Genomic DNA, 15,959 nt, shown 5'->3' with positions numbered 1-15,959 from the left:
AGCCGGGCATTGGCCGCAATTCCCCCCACTTTTGTGGGCCTGGGCGGGCGCTTGACGGGCCTATGATGTACTCACCATGATCTCGATGCAGGGTGTCCCTTCGGTCCTGATCGCCAAGAACCAATCCTGGGTTCGTAAACAGGCGCAGGCGTTGGTGCGTCACTTGCCGGCCAACGTCGAGCGGGCCGACCTGATCCAGGTCGGGCTGATCGCGGTGGCRCAAGCGGCCGTCAGCTTCGAGTGGGAAGGCGACCGCGACACGACGGAAGCCCAGGAAGCCTTCGTGCGCTACGCGCGCATGCGGGTCAAGGGCGCGATGCTCGACGAGCTGCGCCAGATGGACTACCTGAGCCGCGGCGAGCGGCGCAAGATCAAGGTCATCCAGATCGCCCGCGAGCGCCATCGCCAGACGCATGGCGCCGAACCCAACTACACCCAGCTGGCTGCGGCCACCGGCCTGGCGGCCGAAGAGATCAGTTCGCTGATGCAGGCCGACCAGATGGGGCGCCACCAGGTGAGCCTGGACGGCGACGACAACGACGAAGGCGGCGACCAGAGCCACCGCTTCCACCCGGCCACGCCGCAAGAAGAGGTCGAGGCCCKGGTCGATACCGGCATCGTGATGCGCCGTCTCGAGAGTTTCTTTGCCGACCTGCCTGAGCGCGAGCGCATGGTGATCGACGCCTACCTGGGTGTCGGCCTGACCCCGCTGGAAGTGGCCAAGTCGCTGAAAGTGACGCCGTCGCGCGTGTCGCAGATCTACCACTCGGTGGTGCGCCGCGTCGCGGTGCACTTCGGCAACGTGCCGCACCGCGCGACCGACCGCTACCCCGACAAGTCATCGGAAGAATTTGCCGAGTTGATGCGCCAGCGCGAAGAGCAGCTGCACCGCACCCCGCAAGACGCCTGGGACGAAATGATGGAGCAAGTGCTCACCCAGCGCGGTCGCGACAAACCGCCGGCCAGCAACGGCGAAGACGACTACATCGAGATCACGCCGACCACGCGTTGGGGCTGAGGCGCCTCGCCTTCGCTCGGCAGTTCGTCGCAGACCCGGTCGCGGCCACCCGCCTTGGCGGCGTACAGCGCCCGGTCGGCACGGCCGATCAGGCTGTCCACTGTGTCCTGCGGCCGGCACTCGGCCACCCCCAGGCTGATCGTCATCGCGTGGCCATGGCTCCATGGCGCGGCGGCGGTGGCTTGTCGGATGCGCTCTGCCACTTCGTGTGCGGCGCCCAGGCCCGTGGCGGGCGCCATCACCAGAAACTCTTCACCACCCCAGCGCGCCAGTCGGTCTGAGCCGCGGAGCTGGTCTCGCAGCAAGGTCGACAGTGCGATCAAGACCTCGTCGCCGGCGGCGTGGCCGGCACGGTCGTTGATCTGCTTGAAGTGGTCCACATCGATCAGGATCACCGACATCGGCTGCGCGCCGCGCTGCACCAACGCATGGTTGGCGGCCAGGTGATCGGCCATCGCGCGACGGTTCAGCAGGCCGGTCAGCGGGTCGGTCGACGCCACCTGGTGCATCACCTCGACCTTCGCCTCACTGCGGTAGTAGTCGGCGCGCAGGCGGGCGATGGCCAGCAGCACGATGACGTAGATCACCTGCGCCACCGCCAGGTTCTGCATCATGGGTTTCAGGTACGCCGGCCAATGCGGCATGTCGCCTATGGCCAGATGCCACAAGACCACACCGGAGATGGCGAGGTAGAGCACGGCCGAGAACACCAGCGCCGCCCGCAGGCTCAGAAAGACGAAAGCCGTGCCGTAGCCCATCGGCAGCCAGAACAGCGTGGTCAGCAGCTGATAAGGGTCGGGCTCGGTGGAGGTTGAAAACAGCGCGTTGCTCAGCACCACCAAGAGATAGGTGTTGAAGGCAGAGACGGCGATGACCCGCGCCCAATCGGCCCGCTGCGGCCACCAGGTCAACACGCCAGCGCAGGCGCCCAATGTGGCCATCAGCACCGGGTAAGCCCAGCGATCCACCGCCGAGAGGGCGGCGTTCCAGGCCTCCAGCGCCCAGATGGCCGCGATGGCCACGCAGCCCGACAACAGCAGCGCCCGCAGCATCGTGCTTTCGCGGTTCAGGGCAGGGCGGGTGGGCGGGGTGTGCATGTTAGGCCGGCGGGGCGAACGGCCCCCGAGCTTCGTCGCGGATTCTGCGGCGCCTGCACCCGGGTTGGTCGCGCGAGCAACCGCCCAAAGCGCGGCCAGATCACAGCGGCGGGCTGGCTTTGTGCAAAACGCCGCGGCAGCTTCTGGCAATCCCTGAAGCGCGGCACGCCCGGTGGCGGCGGACGAGCTTTAGCATTCCAAGTTGCGGCCCGGCGGGCCGAAGTCACCAAAAGATCGAGCATCGAGGGAGGGAAACATGACGAGCCCCAACGCCACCGGGCCAACCGCTGCATTGGCGGACTTGGCCAAACCCACGGCCGCCTACCGCCGGCACGCCTGGGCAGCGGTTACTGCACTGGTGGCCTTCCTGGTGGCCTACCTTGGCCTGGCGGGTTGGTTTCTGCACACCGCCTACAAGCTGAGCTTCGGCGCCCATGCTGGCTCCACGACCGGCTGGGGTTTGCTGGTCGCCGCGTGTGCGACGTTCCTAGCCGTGTTCATGCTGAAGGCCCTGTTCTTCGTCAAGGCCGGTCGGATGGGCAAGGAGCTGGAGCTCAAGCGCAGCGAGCAGCCGCGCCTGTTCGAAGACCTGGACCACTTGGCCGACCGCGCTGGCGCACCGCGGCCGCACCGGGTCTTTGTCACTTCGCGGGTCAATGCCTCGGTCTTCTACGACCTGTCGGTGCTGAACCTGTTGTTTCCTTCGCGCAAGAACCTGGAGATCGGGCTCGGCCTGGTCAATGCCCTGACGCTGGGCGAGCTGCATGCGGTGCTGGCCCACGAGTTCGGCCATTTCGCCCAGCGCAGCATGGCGGTCGGCCGCTGGGCCTATGTGGCCCAGCAGATTGCCGGCCACCTGGTGGCGCGGCGCGATGCGCTCGATGACTTCCTGCGCGGCCTGTCGCGCTTCGATTTCCGCATTGCGTGGATCGGCTGGATCCTGAGCGTTGTCGTCTGGGCCATCCGTTCGCTGGTGGACCTGGCGTACCGCGGCGTCGAGCTGATCCAGCGTGCCCTGTCGCGCGAAATGGAGCTGCAGGCCGACCTGGTGGCCGTTTCGCTGACGGGCAGCGATGCGCTGATCCATGCGCTGCACAAGCTGCAGGCGGCCGACGACTCGTGGGACCGGGCGCTCGGCTTCGTTGGCGACGAGCACGGCAAGAAGCGCGGCACGCTGGACGCATTTGCCGTGCAGACTCGGATCCTGCAGCGCATGGGCAAGGTGCTGAACGATCCCAGCTACCACCGTGCCCCGGCCATCCCTGCTGATCGGCCTGAAGCGCACCGGGTGTTCCGCGCCGAGCTGGCGCAGCCGCCGCAGATGTGGCTGACCCATCCGATGAACCATGTGCGTGAAGAAAACGCGAAGCGGCGCTATGTGCCCGCCGAGATTGACCAGCGCAGCGCCTGGGTGTTGTTCGACAACGCACAAGCCCTGCGCGAGCAGGTGACGGCGCGGCTGATCGACGACGACGCCATGCCGCGGGTGGCGCTCGAAGAAAGCCTGCAGGCGGTCGACGAGCAGTTCTCGCGCGAGACCTTGCGTGGCCAGTACCGCGGCGTCTACCTGGGCCGGCCGCTGACCCGCCACGCCGAGGACCACTACGCACTGGTGGACGCCAAGGCCGAGCCGGACCGTGCGGCGCTGGCGGCGCTGTACCCGGAAACGCTGATGACCGAGATGGAGCGCTGGCGCGGCCTGGAGCGCGAGCTCGGCCAGTTGCGCGCGCTGCAGGCCGGCCACCTGGCTGCGGAAGGAGGCACGATCCGTTTCCGCGGCGAGGCACTGCAGGCCAATGAGCTGCCGCGTGTCATCGCCGAGGTCGAGTCCGAATGCCGCGGCGTCGAAGCCCTGCTGCAAGCGCACGACAAGCGCTGCCGCAGCCTGCATCGCGCGCTGGCACGCCAGCTGGGCGAAAGCCATGACGCCAGGCTCGACGGCTTGCTGGCGCTGGTGCACTACGCCGAGCACAGCGAAGCGAATCTGCGTGATCTGCAAGGCGTGCTGGCCAGCGCCTGGCGCGTCGAAAGCGCCACCCGCCGCGTAGGCGAGGAGGGCGCACAGCGGTTGGTCCGTGTCGCGAACAACCTGCAGGACGCAATGGACCGCCTGCACCTGCAGCGCCGCCACGTGAAGCTCGATGCGGCGCTGCGCCGACGTCTKGGCGGTCAGGATTGGTCGCAGGTGCTCGGCGAGTTCGGTTTGCCGACGGCCAACCCCAGCAACCTGGGCGACTGGTTGAAGGTGGTCGACAGCTGGGTCAATCAGTTCGCCAGCGCTTTCTCCCGCTTGAAATCGGCAGCGCTCGACGAGCTGCTGGCTAGCGAGATGGCGGTGGCTCGTGCACCGACAGGAGGTGGCGATGTCGCCGCAGAAACCAACCCTGAGGCGCCGCTGACGGACGACGGTGTGCCGCTCGTACCGGCGGCGCCTGCCGACTACCCAGTCCTGCCCCGTGGCCAGGAGCGCGAGCGGCCGAACAAGCTGAGCTGGTGGGCCCGTTTCCAGAGCGCGGACGGGCTTTGGCCGACGGTCGCGCGGTTCGTCGCGGCCGGTGGCATCGTCGCCGGCGTATTGGGTTTCAGCAGCGCCGTGGGCGATGCCGAGATCATGGTCTACAACGGCCTGGGAACGACTGTCGTGGCGCACATCGGCGGGCAGTCCGTGACCGTCGGGCCACGATCCCGCCGTCAGATCACCGTGCCCGCCGACCAGCGCTACCAGGTCGACGCCAAGCTGACCGACGGAACGCCGATCGAAGCCTTCGAAGCCGATGCCAGCAGTGGCAGCGGCCACTATGTCTACAGCGTGGCGGGCAGCGCCGCGCTGGTCGAGTGGACGGCCAGCTATGGCACGAAGAACGTGCGACCCGAGCGACCGCTCGGCACACCGCGCTGGTTCGAATCGCATGCCGACGTGTTGTTCGCCGAGCCGCCCAAGACCATCAGCAGCAAAGGTCCGTCGACCCGCACGGTGCTGTCGGCGCTGACCGACGGCCCGGGACGCGAGCTGGACGGCCTGAAGGACGACAGGYAGCGACAGCAACTCATCGAGCTGCATGCCCGCTGGGACGATTCGCACGACCGCTACGCGGCCCATTGGATGAACGCGGCGGAGGGGCYGCCGACCTATCGGGACATCATTGCCACGCGTCTGAAGCGAACGCCCCACGACGTGTTGCTGCTGCGGGCCGAGCAAGACGCCGCCGGCCCCGAACACGATGCCGTCTGCGCGCGCCACGCCGAGCAGTCCGCCACGCAGCCGCAGCAACCCGGCTTGCGCTACGCCGCTGTGCGTTGCCTACCGCAAGCGCAGGCGCGCGACGAAGGCTTTGTCGACGGGCATCAGCGTTGGCCGAAGGACGGTTGGTTTGCCTATGCGGCCGGGCATGTCGAGGCCGAGCGGGGCCAGTATTCACAGGCTTTGGTGACGCTGGCGCAAGCCCGCAAATCAGTCCCTGAGCTCGCGGAGCTGGTCGCGATGGACGAGGCGAGGTTGCAGCGGTTCATCCATCCGGAGGATTCGCGGGCACTGACGGCTTTGGCTCAACAGTCCAAGGCGCTGCGCATGCAGCTGGCGCTGGAGCGGGGCCAGGAAGCGGATGTGCCGGACTTTCCGACCGAATACGCGGAGCTGACCCGCGGCAACCTGCCGGCGGCCCAGCGTGCCGCCGCCAACGATCCGGCGCGGGCACAGCGGCTGCGCTGGCTGCTGGCGGCGTCGGATGGCGCACCGGCCGACTGGGCGGAACAGGTGCTGGCCAAACCGCTGGGAGACGAGTTCGATGGCTCCACACTGTTCGCCGCGGTGGGACTGGCGCTGCGCCAAGGGCGCGATCCGCAAGGCTACCTGGCGAAAGCCAACCTGCCCGATCGGGACGACATCCGGCCGATGAAGCAGTTTGTCGAACTGCTGCGCACGCGCAGCAGCGATGTGGCGGCGGCCGACAAGCTGCTGCTGCAGATGCCGATCGAACTTCGCGCCCGAGCCTGCAGCATCGGCGTGATCGCCTTGGGCAAGAAGGCTCCACGTGCCTGGCGCGAGATGGCGACGCGCATGCTCTTCGCCAGCGAGCGGCCTTACTTCAGCGCCTGATCGCCGTTGGGGACTTTCGCGCGGCCAGCGTACGGCCGCTCCGAAGCGGCCGCGCACCCTCTCGGAGGGTGGCCGCGGTACCCCGCGGCCGGGTGCTCCAGGTCACATGCTGCGCCGGTACTGCCCACCCACCTCGAACAGCGCCGAGGTGATCTGACCCAGCGAGCAGACGCGCACCGCGTCCATCAGCACCTCGAACACGTTGCCGTTCGCGATCACCGCGGTTTGCAGGCGCTGCAGCATCGCGGGTGATTCGCCGGCGTGCTCGGCCTGGAAGTCGCCCAGGCGGGTCAGCTGGCTCTGCTTTTCCTCGTCGGTCGAGCGGGCCAGTTCGATGTGCTCGGGCACCGGGTCGCCATGCGGATTGCGGAAGGTATTCACGCCGATGATCGGGTACTCGCCGGTGTGCTTCTGCATCTCGTAGTGCATCGACTCTTCCTGGATCTTCGAGCGCTGGTAGCCGGTCTCCATCGCTCCCAGTACTCCGCCACGTTCGGCGATCTTCTCGAACTCGGCCAGCACCGCTTCTTCGACCAGCTCGGTCAGCTCTTCGATGATGAACGCGCCCTGGTTCGGGTTCTCGTTCTTCGCCAGGCCCCACTCGCGGTTGATGATCAGCTGGATCGCCATCGCGCGGCGCACGCTCTCTTCGGTCGGCGTCGTGATCGCCTCGTCATAGGCGTTGGTGTGCAGCGAGTTGCAGTTGTCGTAGATCGCGATCAGCGCCTGCAGCGTGGTGCGGATGTCGTTGAACGCGATCTCCTGCGCATGCAGGCTGCGGCCCGAGGTCTGCACGTGGTACTTCAGCTTCTGCGACCGTTCGTTGGCGCCGTAGCGGTCACGCATGGCGACGGCCCAGATGCGGCGCGCGACACGGCCGAGCACGGTGTACTCCGGGTCCATGCCGTTCGAGAAGAAGAACGACAGGTTCGGCGCAAAGTCGTCGATGTGCATGCCACGCGCGAGGTAGGCTTCGACGAAGGTGAAGCCGTTGCTCAGCGTGAAGGCCAGTTGCGAGATCGGGTTCGCGCCAGCTTCGGCGATGTGATAACCGCTGATCGAGACCGAGTAGAAGTTGCGCACGTCGTGGTGCACGAAGTACTCGGCGATGTCGCCCATCACCTTGAGCGAGAACTCGGTCGAGAAGATGCAGGTGTTCTGGCCCTGGTCTTCCTTCAGGATGTCGGCCTGCACCGTGCCACGCACATTGGCCAGCACCCAGGCGCGGATCTTGGCCGCCTCGGTGTCGCTCGGCTCGCGGCCGTTGTCGGCGCGGAACTTGTCGAGCTGCTGGTCGATGGCGGTGTTCATGAACATTGCGAGGATCGTCGGCGCCGGGCCATTGATCGTCATCGAGACCGACGTGGTCGGGCTGCACAGGTCGAAGCCCGAGTACAGCACCTTCATGTCTTCGAGCGTCGCGATCGAGACGCCCGAGTTGCCGACCTTGCCGTAGATGTCCGGCCGCGGGGCCGGGTCGGCGCCGTAGAGCGTGACCGAGTCGAACGCGGTCGACAGGCGCTTGGCCGGCAGGCCCTCTGACACCAGCTTGAAGCGGCGGTTGGTGCGGAAGGCGTCACCCTCACCAGCGAACATGCGGGTCGGGTCTTCGCCTTCACGTTTGAACGCGAACACACCGGCGGTGTAGGGAAAGCTGCCGGGCACGTTGTCCAGCATCAGCCACTTCAGCACCTCGCCGTCGCACTCGTAGCCCGGCAGCGCGACCTTGCGGATCTTCGAACCCGACAGCGTCGTGTGGACCAAGCGGGTGCGGATCTCCTTGTCGCGGATCTTCACCACGTAGTCGTCGCCGGCGTAGGCCTTCTGCATGTCGGGCCACTGCGCGAGCAGGTGGCGTGCATCGGCACCCAGCTGGCCCTCGCGCTGTTGCGCCAGGTTCAACACGGCGTCGCGGGCGTTGGTCTTGTCCGGGTTGGCCTCGGTCAGCATGCGAGCTGTGCCCTTCAGCTGTTGCACCTCGCGCGCCAGACGTGATTGCGCACGGGCGCGGGCCTTGTAGCCACGCACGGAGTCGCTGATCTCGGCCAGGTAACGCACGCGCGCCGACGGCACGATCGGCGTCTGGTGCGTGCTGTGGCGTGTGTCCACCGGCGGCAGCCGGCCTTCGGTGAGCTTCAGGCCTACGTCGCGCAGCCGCCCACGCAGGGCCTGGTACAGCGCGGTCACGCCGTCGTCGTTGAAGCGGCTGGCCATCGTGCCGAAGACCGGCATCTGGTCCGGCATCACGGTGAAGGCTTCGCGGTTGCGCTGGACCTGCTTGCTGACATCGCGCAGCGCATCGGCCGCACCTTTGCGGTCGAACTTGTTGATCGCGACGAATTCGGCGAAGTCGAGCATGTCGATCTTCTCGAGCTGGCTCGCGGCGCCGAACTCGGGCGTCATCACGTACATCGGCACGTCGACCATCGGCACGATCGCTGCGTCGCCCTGGCCGATGCCGGAGGTCTCGACGATCACCAGGTCGAAGCCGGCGGCGCGAGCGGCGGCGATCACGTCGGGCAACGCGGCCGAGACCTCGCTGCCGGTGTCGCGCGTCGCGAGCGAACGCATGTAGACGCGCGGGCCCTGGCTCCACGGCGAGATTGCGTTCATGCGGATCCGGTCACCCAACAACGCACCACCGCTCTTGCGGCGCGACGGGTCGATCGAGATCACGGCGATGCGCAGCGCGTCGTCCTGGTCGAGGCGGAAGCGGCGGATCAGCTCGTCGGTCAGGCTGGACTTGCCGGCGCCGCCGGTGCCGGTGATGCCCAGCACCGGGGCTGGGTGGGCCTTGGCGGCGTCGTGCACGGCGGCCACCAGATCGGCGTCGGCCTTGCCGTTTTCGAGCGCGGTGATCAGCTGGGCCAGCGCGCGCCAGGCGGCTTCCGAGTGGCCCTGAATCGCTTTCACGGCCTTGGGTGCATGCACCGACAGGTCGGCATCGGCGCGCATCACCATCTCGCCGATCATGCCGGCCAGGCCCATGCGCTGGCCGTCTTCGGGGCTGTAGATGCGCACGCCCTGCTCGGCCAGCGCGCGGATCTCGGCCGGCACGATCACGCCGCCGCCGCCGCCGAAGACCTGGATGTGCGCGCCGCCGCGGGCACGTAGCAGCTCGACCATGTAGCTGAAGTATTCGTTGTGGCCGCCCTGGTAGCTGGAGACGGCGATGCCCTGCGCGTCTTCCTGCAGGGCGGCAGTGACGACCTCGTCGACCGAGCGGTTGTGGCCCAGGTGGACCACCTCGGCGCCCATGCCCTGCAGGATGCGCCGCATGATGTTGATGGCGGCGTCGTGGCCGTCGAACAGCGACGCCGCGGTGACGAAGCGCACCTTGTTCGTCGGGCGGTAGGCGGCCAGGGCTTTGTACTCGGCGGACAGGTCGGTCATGGCGAAGCTCGTCTGGGGTGGCGGTGGGCGGGCGTCTGGTTGACGTTTACGTAAACGTCAATTGTGCATGATGTGGGCCATCGGCAAAAGGCAGTCTGACACTGCTGCCGAAGGCCAGCTCGGGGTTTTCCCCGCCGCGCAGCGGGCCTTGCCGCCGGCTGCTACGCTCGCGCTCCATGAGTTTCATGGCCATCGACATCGGGAACACGCGGCTGAAGTGGGCGCAGTACGCGTCGCCGCAGCCGGGTGCGGCGCTGCTTTCGCACGGGGCGATGTTCCTCGAGACCATCGACGAGATGGCCGAGAAGGAATGGAAGAGCCTGGCCCCGCCACGGAGCATGCTGGGTTGCGTGGTGGCCGGCGAAGCGGTGCGGCGGCGCGTCGAAGAGCAGCTCGAGCTGTGGGATCTGACGCCGCGCTGGGTTGTGTCGTCACCGCACGAGGCCGGCGTGAGCAACGGCTACGACCACCCGGCCCGGCTCGGCGCCGACCGCTGGGTGGCGATGATCGGCGCGCGTGGCCATGTGCTGGCGCGTGGGCCGGCGCGGCCGGTGCTCGTCGTGATGATCGGCACCGCGGTGACGGTGGATGCGCTGGACACGCAGGGCAAGTTCCTGGGCGGGCTGATCCTGCCCGGCCACGGCATCATGCTGCGCGCCTTGGAAAGCGGCACCGCCGGCCTGCGCGTGCCGACCGGCGAAGTGATGCGCTTCCCGGCCAACACGTCCGACGCGCTGACCAGCGGTGGCACCTACGCGATCACCGGCGCGATCGAACGCATGCACCGCCACTTGGCTGAACACTGCGGCGAGCCACCGGTGATGCTGGTCACCGGCGGTGCGGGCTGGAAGGTGGCGCCGCACCTGGACCTGGAACACGAGCTGATCGAGTCACTGATCTTCGACGGCCTGCTGCACATCCAGTCGCACCGGCTGGCCTTGTGACGTTGCCGGCGACGCGACGCCGACTGTCGGCAACGCGTCGCGCAATGCGGCCAGTTCCAGCCTAAGAGCGGCCATTTCTCGCCGCATGTCGCGCAGGATCTCGTGCTCGATCCGGCGCTCGCCGGTCTCGACCCAGCGTGACGCGATGGCTGCGGTGACCAGCGTCAGCACCCCATAGCCCAGCAGCACGACGAAGACCGCAAAGATGCGCGCCGCGGGCGTGGTGGGCACCAGATCGCCATAGCCCACCGTGGCGGCGGTGGTGAATGCCAGCCACAGCCCGTCTGACAGGTCCGGCGTCGTCGGCTCGATCCACCAGAAGCCGACCCCGCAGGCGCCCAGCACCAGCACCGACACCAGCAGCAAGTAGCCCAGGCCGCCGCGGGTGATCAGGTGCTGGATCGCCCAGACCATGCGCCACAGCGTCAGGAACGCCACGCCCAGGCGCAGCACCAGGGCGATGGCAGATTGACTGCTGGCGGGCAGTGCGGCGGCGAGCACCAGGCCGACGATCAGCAGCAGGTCCAGCGGATTGGCTCGCACATGGTCGGCCGGCCGGCGGGTGTGCCGGCTCACGCTGCGCAGGGCCAACGCCAGCATCAGTGCTGCGGCGGCGTAGATGCCTGTCGTCCACGCCGGTGGTGCTGTCTGCAGCAACTGCGCATAGAAGGCCGGGGTCGTCGCCAGCAAGGCCAGCAGCACCGGCCAGCGCCAGCGTCGCTCGCTGTGCGCGGCTGCCGAGTTGTCCCGCGGCGCATGCAGCAGCCACCAGCCGCCAGGGGCATGGACAAAGCTGCGCGAGTCCAGCGCAAGGCGACGCCAATCCATGCCCGTCAGGGTAGCCGGCCGGGTGGCCACCGGCTTGACGAAGATCAGCCCAGCTGTCGCGTGGGGACGAGTTCAGCCCTTGAGCTTGAGCATGTGGGCGACGACGCCTGCGATGCTCTGGTCGACTTCCAGTGCTTGCTTGAACTGCTCGCCGACCAACAGCGCGCCCATCCATTCCTTGGCCGTCACCGCCTGCTGCCATGAGGAGGTTTCGGTTGCGCTGACGACCATGTCGCGCAGCGCGGCTTTCTGCACGTCGCTGATGCTGGCGGGGCAAAAGACACCGCGCCAGTTGGCCAGCTCGATCGGCACACCTTGCTCGCTGAGCGACGCGATGCCGTGCAGGCTGCGCCGCGACGAGACCGCCAGCGCGACCACGCGCTTGGCCTCGATCTCGGCCTTCAGCTCGCTGTAGCCCGAGATCACCACCTGCGCCTTGCCGCTGTCCAGCAGCGCCAGCGAGTCCTTGGCGGCGGTGGCCGGCTCGTAGCGCAGCTTGTCGGTGTCCAGCCGCATCTGGCGGATCATCATGCCGGCCAGCATGTGGTCGACGCCGCCGAGCGAGCCGCCGGTGAAGACGACACCACCGACGCCGCGCTGCAGCTCCGCCGTCAGCGCCTTCAGGTTGTTCAGCTTGGAGCCGGCCGGCGCCACGAGCGCCAGGTAGTCATTGGTCAGCCGCGCCAGCGGCGTCACCTGGGCCAGCGTGACCTTGGGCTGCGACGCCGCGATCGCGCCGACCATGACCATGCCGCCAACCAGCAGGGCGGCAGGGTCCTTGTCGAAGCGTTCGACGAAATCGGCCAGGCCGATCGTTCCGCCTTTGCCGCCCTTGTTCTCGTAAACCACCTTCTGCGCCAGGCCGCCGGCCACCACCGCATCGCCCAGGGCGTGGCCGGTCTGGTCCCAGCCACCGCCGACGCCGCCGGGGACGTAGATCTGCAGCTGCGGCAGCTTGCTGCTGGCCGCCAGCGCACCGGCAAAGGGCCAGAGCGCCGCAGCGGCTCCAGCCAGGCAATCACGACGTCGAACCATGGGAAGCCTCCACAACCGAGCTCGAAGGCCCAGTCTGGGTGATCAGACTGTCAATCGGCTGGCAGCGCCCTGCGGGTTTACCGGGGGCCTGCCGGCAAAGTTTCACAGGATGTACCGTGACAGGTCGTCGTTGCGCGCCAACTCGCCCAGGCGAGCCGACACGATGTCCGCATCGATCGTCACCGTTTCGCCGCTGCGTTGTGGTGCATCGAAGCTCAGCTCGTCGAGCAGGTGTTCCAGCACCGTCGACAGCCGGCGGGCGCCGATGTTCTCGGTGCGCTCGTTGACCTCGTAGGCGATCTCGGCCAGCCGGTGCACTGCGTCGGGCGCGATCTCCAGCGTCACCCCTTCGGTCGCCAGCAAGGCCTGGTACTGCTGGATCAGGTTGGCCTGGGTGCCGGAGAGGATGGCTTCGAAATCGGCCACCGACAGTGCCTGCAGCTCGACGCGGATCGGAAAACGCCCTTGAAGCTCGGGGATCAGGTCGCTCGGCTTGCTCAAGTGGAAGGCGCCCGACGCGATGAACAGGATGTGGTCGGTCCGCACCAGCCCGTACTTGGTGTTGACGGTGGTGCCTTCGACCAGCGGCAGCAGGTCGCGCTGCACGCCCTGGCGCGAGACATCGGCGCCCTGGGTGTTCTGGCGCGAGGCGACCTTGTCGATCTCGTCGAGGAAGACGATGCCGTTCTGCTCGACATTGTTCAGTGCGCGGCTCTTCAGCTCGTCTTCGTTGACCAGCTTGGCGGCCTCTTCATCGGTCAAGGCCTTCAGCGCGTCGGCGATGCGCAGCTTGCGCGTGGTCTTGCGCGCCTGGCCCATCTGCGCGAACAGGCCCTGCAACTGCTCGGCCATCTCTTCCATGCCGGGCGGGGTCACGATCTCCATACCCGGCTTGGCTTCAGTCAGCTCCAGCTCGATTTCCTTGTCGTTCATCAAGCCTTCACGCAGGCGCTTGCGCATCGTCTGGCGTGCGGTGGAGTCGCTGGCTTCACCGCTGCCGAAGCCGACGTTGCGCGGTGGCGGCACCAGCACGTCGAGCACACGCTCTTCAGCGGCGTCTTCGGCACGCATGCGGGCGCGCGCCAACGCGGCAGCGCGCTCCTGCTTGATCGCCACCTCGACCAGGTCTCGCACGATCGAGTCGACGTCCTTGCCGACGTAGCCGACCTCGGTGAACTTGGTCGCTTCGACCTTGATGAACGGCGCATCGGCCAGCTTGGCCAGGCGACGCGCGATCTCGGTCTTGCCGACGCCGGTCGGCCCGATCATCAGGATGTTCTTCGGCGTGATCTCTGCCCGCAGCCCGGGCTCGACATGCTGGCGGCGCCAGCGGTTGCGCAGCGCGATCGCGACCGCGCGTTTGGCGTCCTGCTGGCCAACGATGTGGCGGTCCAGCTCGGAGACGATTTCACGAGGCGTCATGCTCATGCCAGCCCCTTGTTCGCTTCGATGAAGGGCGTCATTCGAGCACCTCGATGGTGTGATTCTGATTGGTGTAGATGCAGATCTCGCCGGCGATCTCAAGCGAGCGCTTGACGATGTCGCGCGCGCTCAGCTCGCTGTGTGACAGCAGCGCACGCGCTGCGGCCTGGGCGAAGGCACCGCCGGAGCCAATGGCCACCAGGCCCAGCTCGGGCTCGAGCACRTCGCCGTTGCCGGTGATGATCAGCGAGGCCTCGCGGTCGGCGACCGCCAGCATGGCTTCGAGGTTACGCAGTACCTTGTCGGTGCGCCAGTCGCGCGTCAGCTCGATTGCGGCGCGCACCAAGTGGCCCTGGTGCTTGTCGAGCTTGGCCTCGAAGCGTTCAAACAGCGTGAAGGCGTCAGCGGTGGCGCCAGCAAAACCGGCCAGCACCTTGTCATGGTGCAGCCGGCGCACCTTGCGCGCGCTGGCCTTGACGATGGTGTTGCCCAGCGTCACCTGACCGTCGCCGCCCAACRCCACCTGCCAACGCCCGTCAGGCAGTTGGCGGCGCACGCTGAGGATGGTCGTGCCGTGATAGGAGTCCATGGATTCAGTCTTCTTCAAATCGAAAGTCGAGCATGCCACGACAACATGGTGATGTGCGTGACCGCTTCAAGTGAGGCGCCGCGAGGCGTACTTTGCAAATGCGGCGCTCCGCAGGAGCCGCCGCACTCCAAGTGGCGTGCGCGGAGCCGGCTCTGCCGGGCCGCTGCGCGAGCCCCCTCGGGGGGCAGCCCTCGGAAGAGGGCGTGGGGGCACCACCCCTGGGGCTAACTTTGTCTCAGTTGCATCGCCACATGCTCACTGATGCCCATCGCATGGAACATCAGCGCCACCAGACGGTTCACGTCGGTGAAGGTGATCTGGCGCTGCTCGGCGCGTTTGGAGATGACCCAGTTCAGCAGGTCGCCCGCGGCGACAAAGTCGACCCGGATCAGCAGCGCACACGAAATGCGCACCACTTTCGAGTCGCCCAGGCGCTGGTCCAGATGCCTCAGCAGCGTCGTCTGGTCGCCGGCCAACTGGCCCGAGATTTCGAGGCTGGTGACCTCGACCTCGCCTTGGCCATCCGGTGCGTCCATCACCGAGGTGACCACGTCACCAACCGACGACAGGATCGCCGAGCGGGTGTTGGCCGACGGGCCGCTGATGCGCACCGTGCACTTGGTCGGCTCCCAACTGGGCGGCGACACCTCGTAGGTCACGCAGTAGTCGATCGCGACGTCGTCGAACTGGTCGGGGCGGTTGACCAGGCGCAGCGCGTCCAGCCGCGCCAGCCAGAAGGCCGGATCGGCATCACGCACGCCGACCGGCGCGGCCTCCTGCAGCACGTCGAACAGCTTGTCGGCGGCCAGCCAGCGCATCGTCAGCTTTTCGCCAGCCCATTGCTGGAACTGGTGGCGCAGTTCGGCGGCTGCTGCCGGCTCGATGCGCTTGAGCTGCGTCCAGTCCAGCACCCAGGGCATGGACATCTGCAACAGCTGCGACGACAGCTGCGTCAACCCGTCGTGGGTCAGCAGGGGGTCGCAGACCCAGCCGATCTGGCCGCTGGGCTCGGGGGCGCCACTGCTGCTGGCGGCTCGCTGCGCCGCGGCCGCGTCGGCCAGCAGCTTGGGCAGCGAATACCACTGCGGCGGTGAGCGATGGCACTGCTCGGCAAAGCTCATCGACAACGAGTCGAAGCGCTGCTGCTGGCCGGTGGCGCGGTACAGGTCGAACAGCACCAGCCAGGTGTCTTCGTGATGCTGGCGCGGCGCGCCGTGGCTGGTCAGCTGCACCAGCACATGCTCGCTGTGCGCGAAGTCGGCGTTGGCAAAGGCGATCACCGCCTCGTCCAGCTCCGGGTCGTGCTTGATCTCGCGCACCTCGACCTCGGGCAGGTCGGTGATGCGGCCGATGGGCAGGCGCGCCGCCGGAGCTTCGGCGGGCTCTGCGGCGGCGTGCTTCGAGGCAGGCGCAGTCGGCTCGAAGTCGAATGCCAGCGGGGGCAGCTCGCGCGCCGCGGGCGGGGCAGGGGCGACCACCGGTGCCGGGGCCGGCACCGGCGCTGCGGCCGGGCGAGGGGTGGGTGCCGCACGTGGCT

Annotated in this window: 10 protein-coding genes; 3 read left to right on the top strand and 7 right to left on the bottom strand. The window is 67.7% G+C overall.

The window, feature by feature from the left end:
* The first annotated feature begins 76 nt into the window (after nt 1–76).
* The gene (locus tag AC1DYI_RS04345) at nt 77–1,018 is read left to right on the top strand and encodes a sigma-70 family RNA polymerase sigma factor (protein ID WP_477202846.1); all 942 of its coding nucleotides are present in this window, start codon (nt 77–79) and stop codon (nt 1,016–1,018) included.
* On the opposite strand, the gene AC1DYI_RS04340 is transcribed toward AC1DYI_RS04345, so the two are convergent.
* The gene (locus tag AC1DYI_RS04340) at nt 982–2,115 is read right to left on the bottom strand and encodes a GGDEF domain-containing protein (protein WP_477202845.1); all 1,134 of its coding nucleotides are present in this window, start codon (nt 2,113–2,115) and stop codon (nt 982–984) included. The genes AC1DYI_RS04345 and AC1DYI_RS04340 overlap by 37 nt on opposite strands.
* A 256-nt stretch (nt 2,116–2,371) precedes the next feature.
* On the opposite strand from AC1DYI_RS04340, the gene AC1DYI_RS04335 reads away from it, so the two are divergent.
* The gene (locus AC1DYI_RS04335) at nt 2,372–6,211 is read left to right on the top strand and encodes a M48 family metallopeptidase (protein WP_477202844.1); all 3,840 of its coding nucleotides are present in this window, start codon (nt 2,372–2,374) and stop codon (nt 6,209–6,211) included.
* A gap of 102 nt (nt 6,212–6,313) precedes the next feature.
* Here AC1DYI_RS04335 and icmF read toward each other — a convergent pair whose 3' ends face one another.
* Nucleotides 6,314–9,604 carry a fused isobutyryl-CoA mutase/GTPase IcmF gene (gene icmF, locus AC1DYI_RS04330; protein WP_477202843.1) on the bottom strand — a complete coding sequence of 1,097 codons (3,291 nt, stop codon included), beginning with the start codon at nt 9,602–9,604 and terminating at the stop codon, nt 6,314–6,316.
* 176 nt (nt 9,605–9,780) lie between these two features.
* On the opposite strand from icmF, the gene AC1DYI_RS04325 reads away from it, so the two are divergent.
* Nucleotides 9,781–10,548, top strand: a complete 768-nt coding sequence (locus AC1DYI_RS04325) for a type III pantothenate kinase (protein WP_477202842.1) — start codon at nt 9,781–9,783, stop codon at nt 10,546–10,548.
* Here AC1DYI_RS04325 and AC1DYI_RS04320 read toward each other — a convergent pair.
* The 5 genes from AC1DYI_RS04320 to AC1DYI_RS04300 all read right to left on the bottom strand — a co-directional run.
* Nucleotides 10,495–11,376, bottom strand: coding sequence for a potassium channel family protein (locus AC1DYI_RS04320; protein ID WP_477202841.1), 882 nt, complete (start codon nt 11,374–11,376; stop codon nt 10,495–10,497). The genes AC1DYI_RS04325 and AC1DYI_RS04320 overlap by 54 nt on opposite strands.
* 72 nt (nt 11,377–11,448) lie before the next feature.
* Nucleotides 11,449–12,411, bottom strand: a complete 963-nt coding sequence (locus tag AC1DYI_RS04315) for a Bug family tripartite tricarboxylate transporter substrate binding protein (protein ID WP_477202840.1) — start codon at nt 12,409–12,411, stop codon at nt 11,449–11,451.
* Nucleotides 12,412–12,513: 102 nt separating this feature from the next.
* Nucleotides 12,514–13,839 (bottom strand): ATP-dependent protease ATPase subunit HslU, encoded by a 1,326-nt coding sequence (hslU, locus tag AC1DYI_RS04310; protein ID WP_477202839.1) that lies wholly within the window; start codon nt 13,837–13,839, stop codon nt 12,514–12,516.
* 31 nt (nt 13,840–13,870) lie between these two features.
* Nucleotides 13,871–14,422 (bottom strand): ATP-dependent protease subunit HslV, encoded by a 552-nt coding sequence (hslV, locus tag AC1DYI_RS04305; protein ID WP_477202838.1) that lies wholly within the window; start codon nt 14,420–14,422, stop codon nt 13,871–13,873.
* Nucleotides 14,423–14,646: 224 nt separating this feature from the next.
* A partial coding sequence (locus AC1DYI_RS04300; protein ID WP_477202837.1) for an STAS domain-containing protein occupies nt 14,647–15,959 on the bottom strand: 1,313 nt, incomplete at its 5' end.

It is taken from the genome of Ideonella sp. P3_A4, assembly GCF_056403075.1.
Note: the sequence above shows the minus strand (reverse complement) of the source record. Positions and strands in the feature narration are given on the sequence as shown.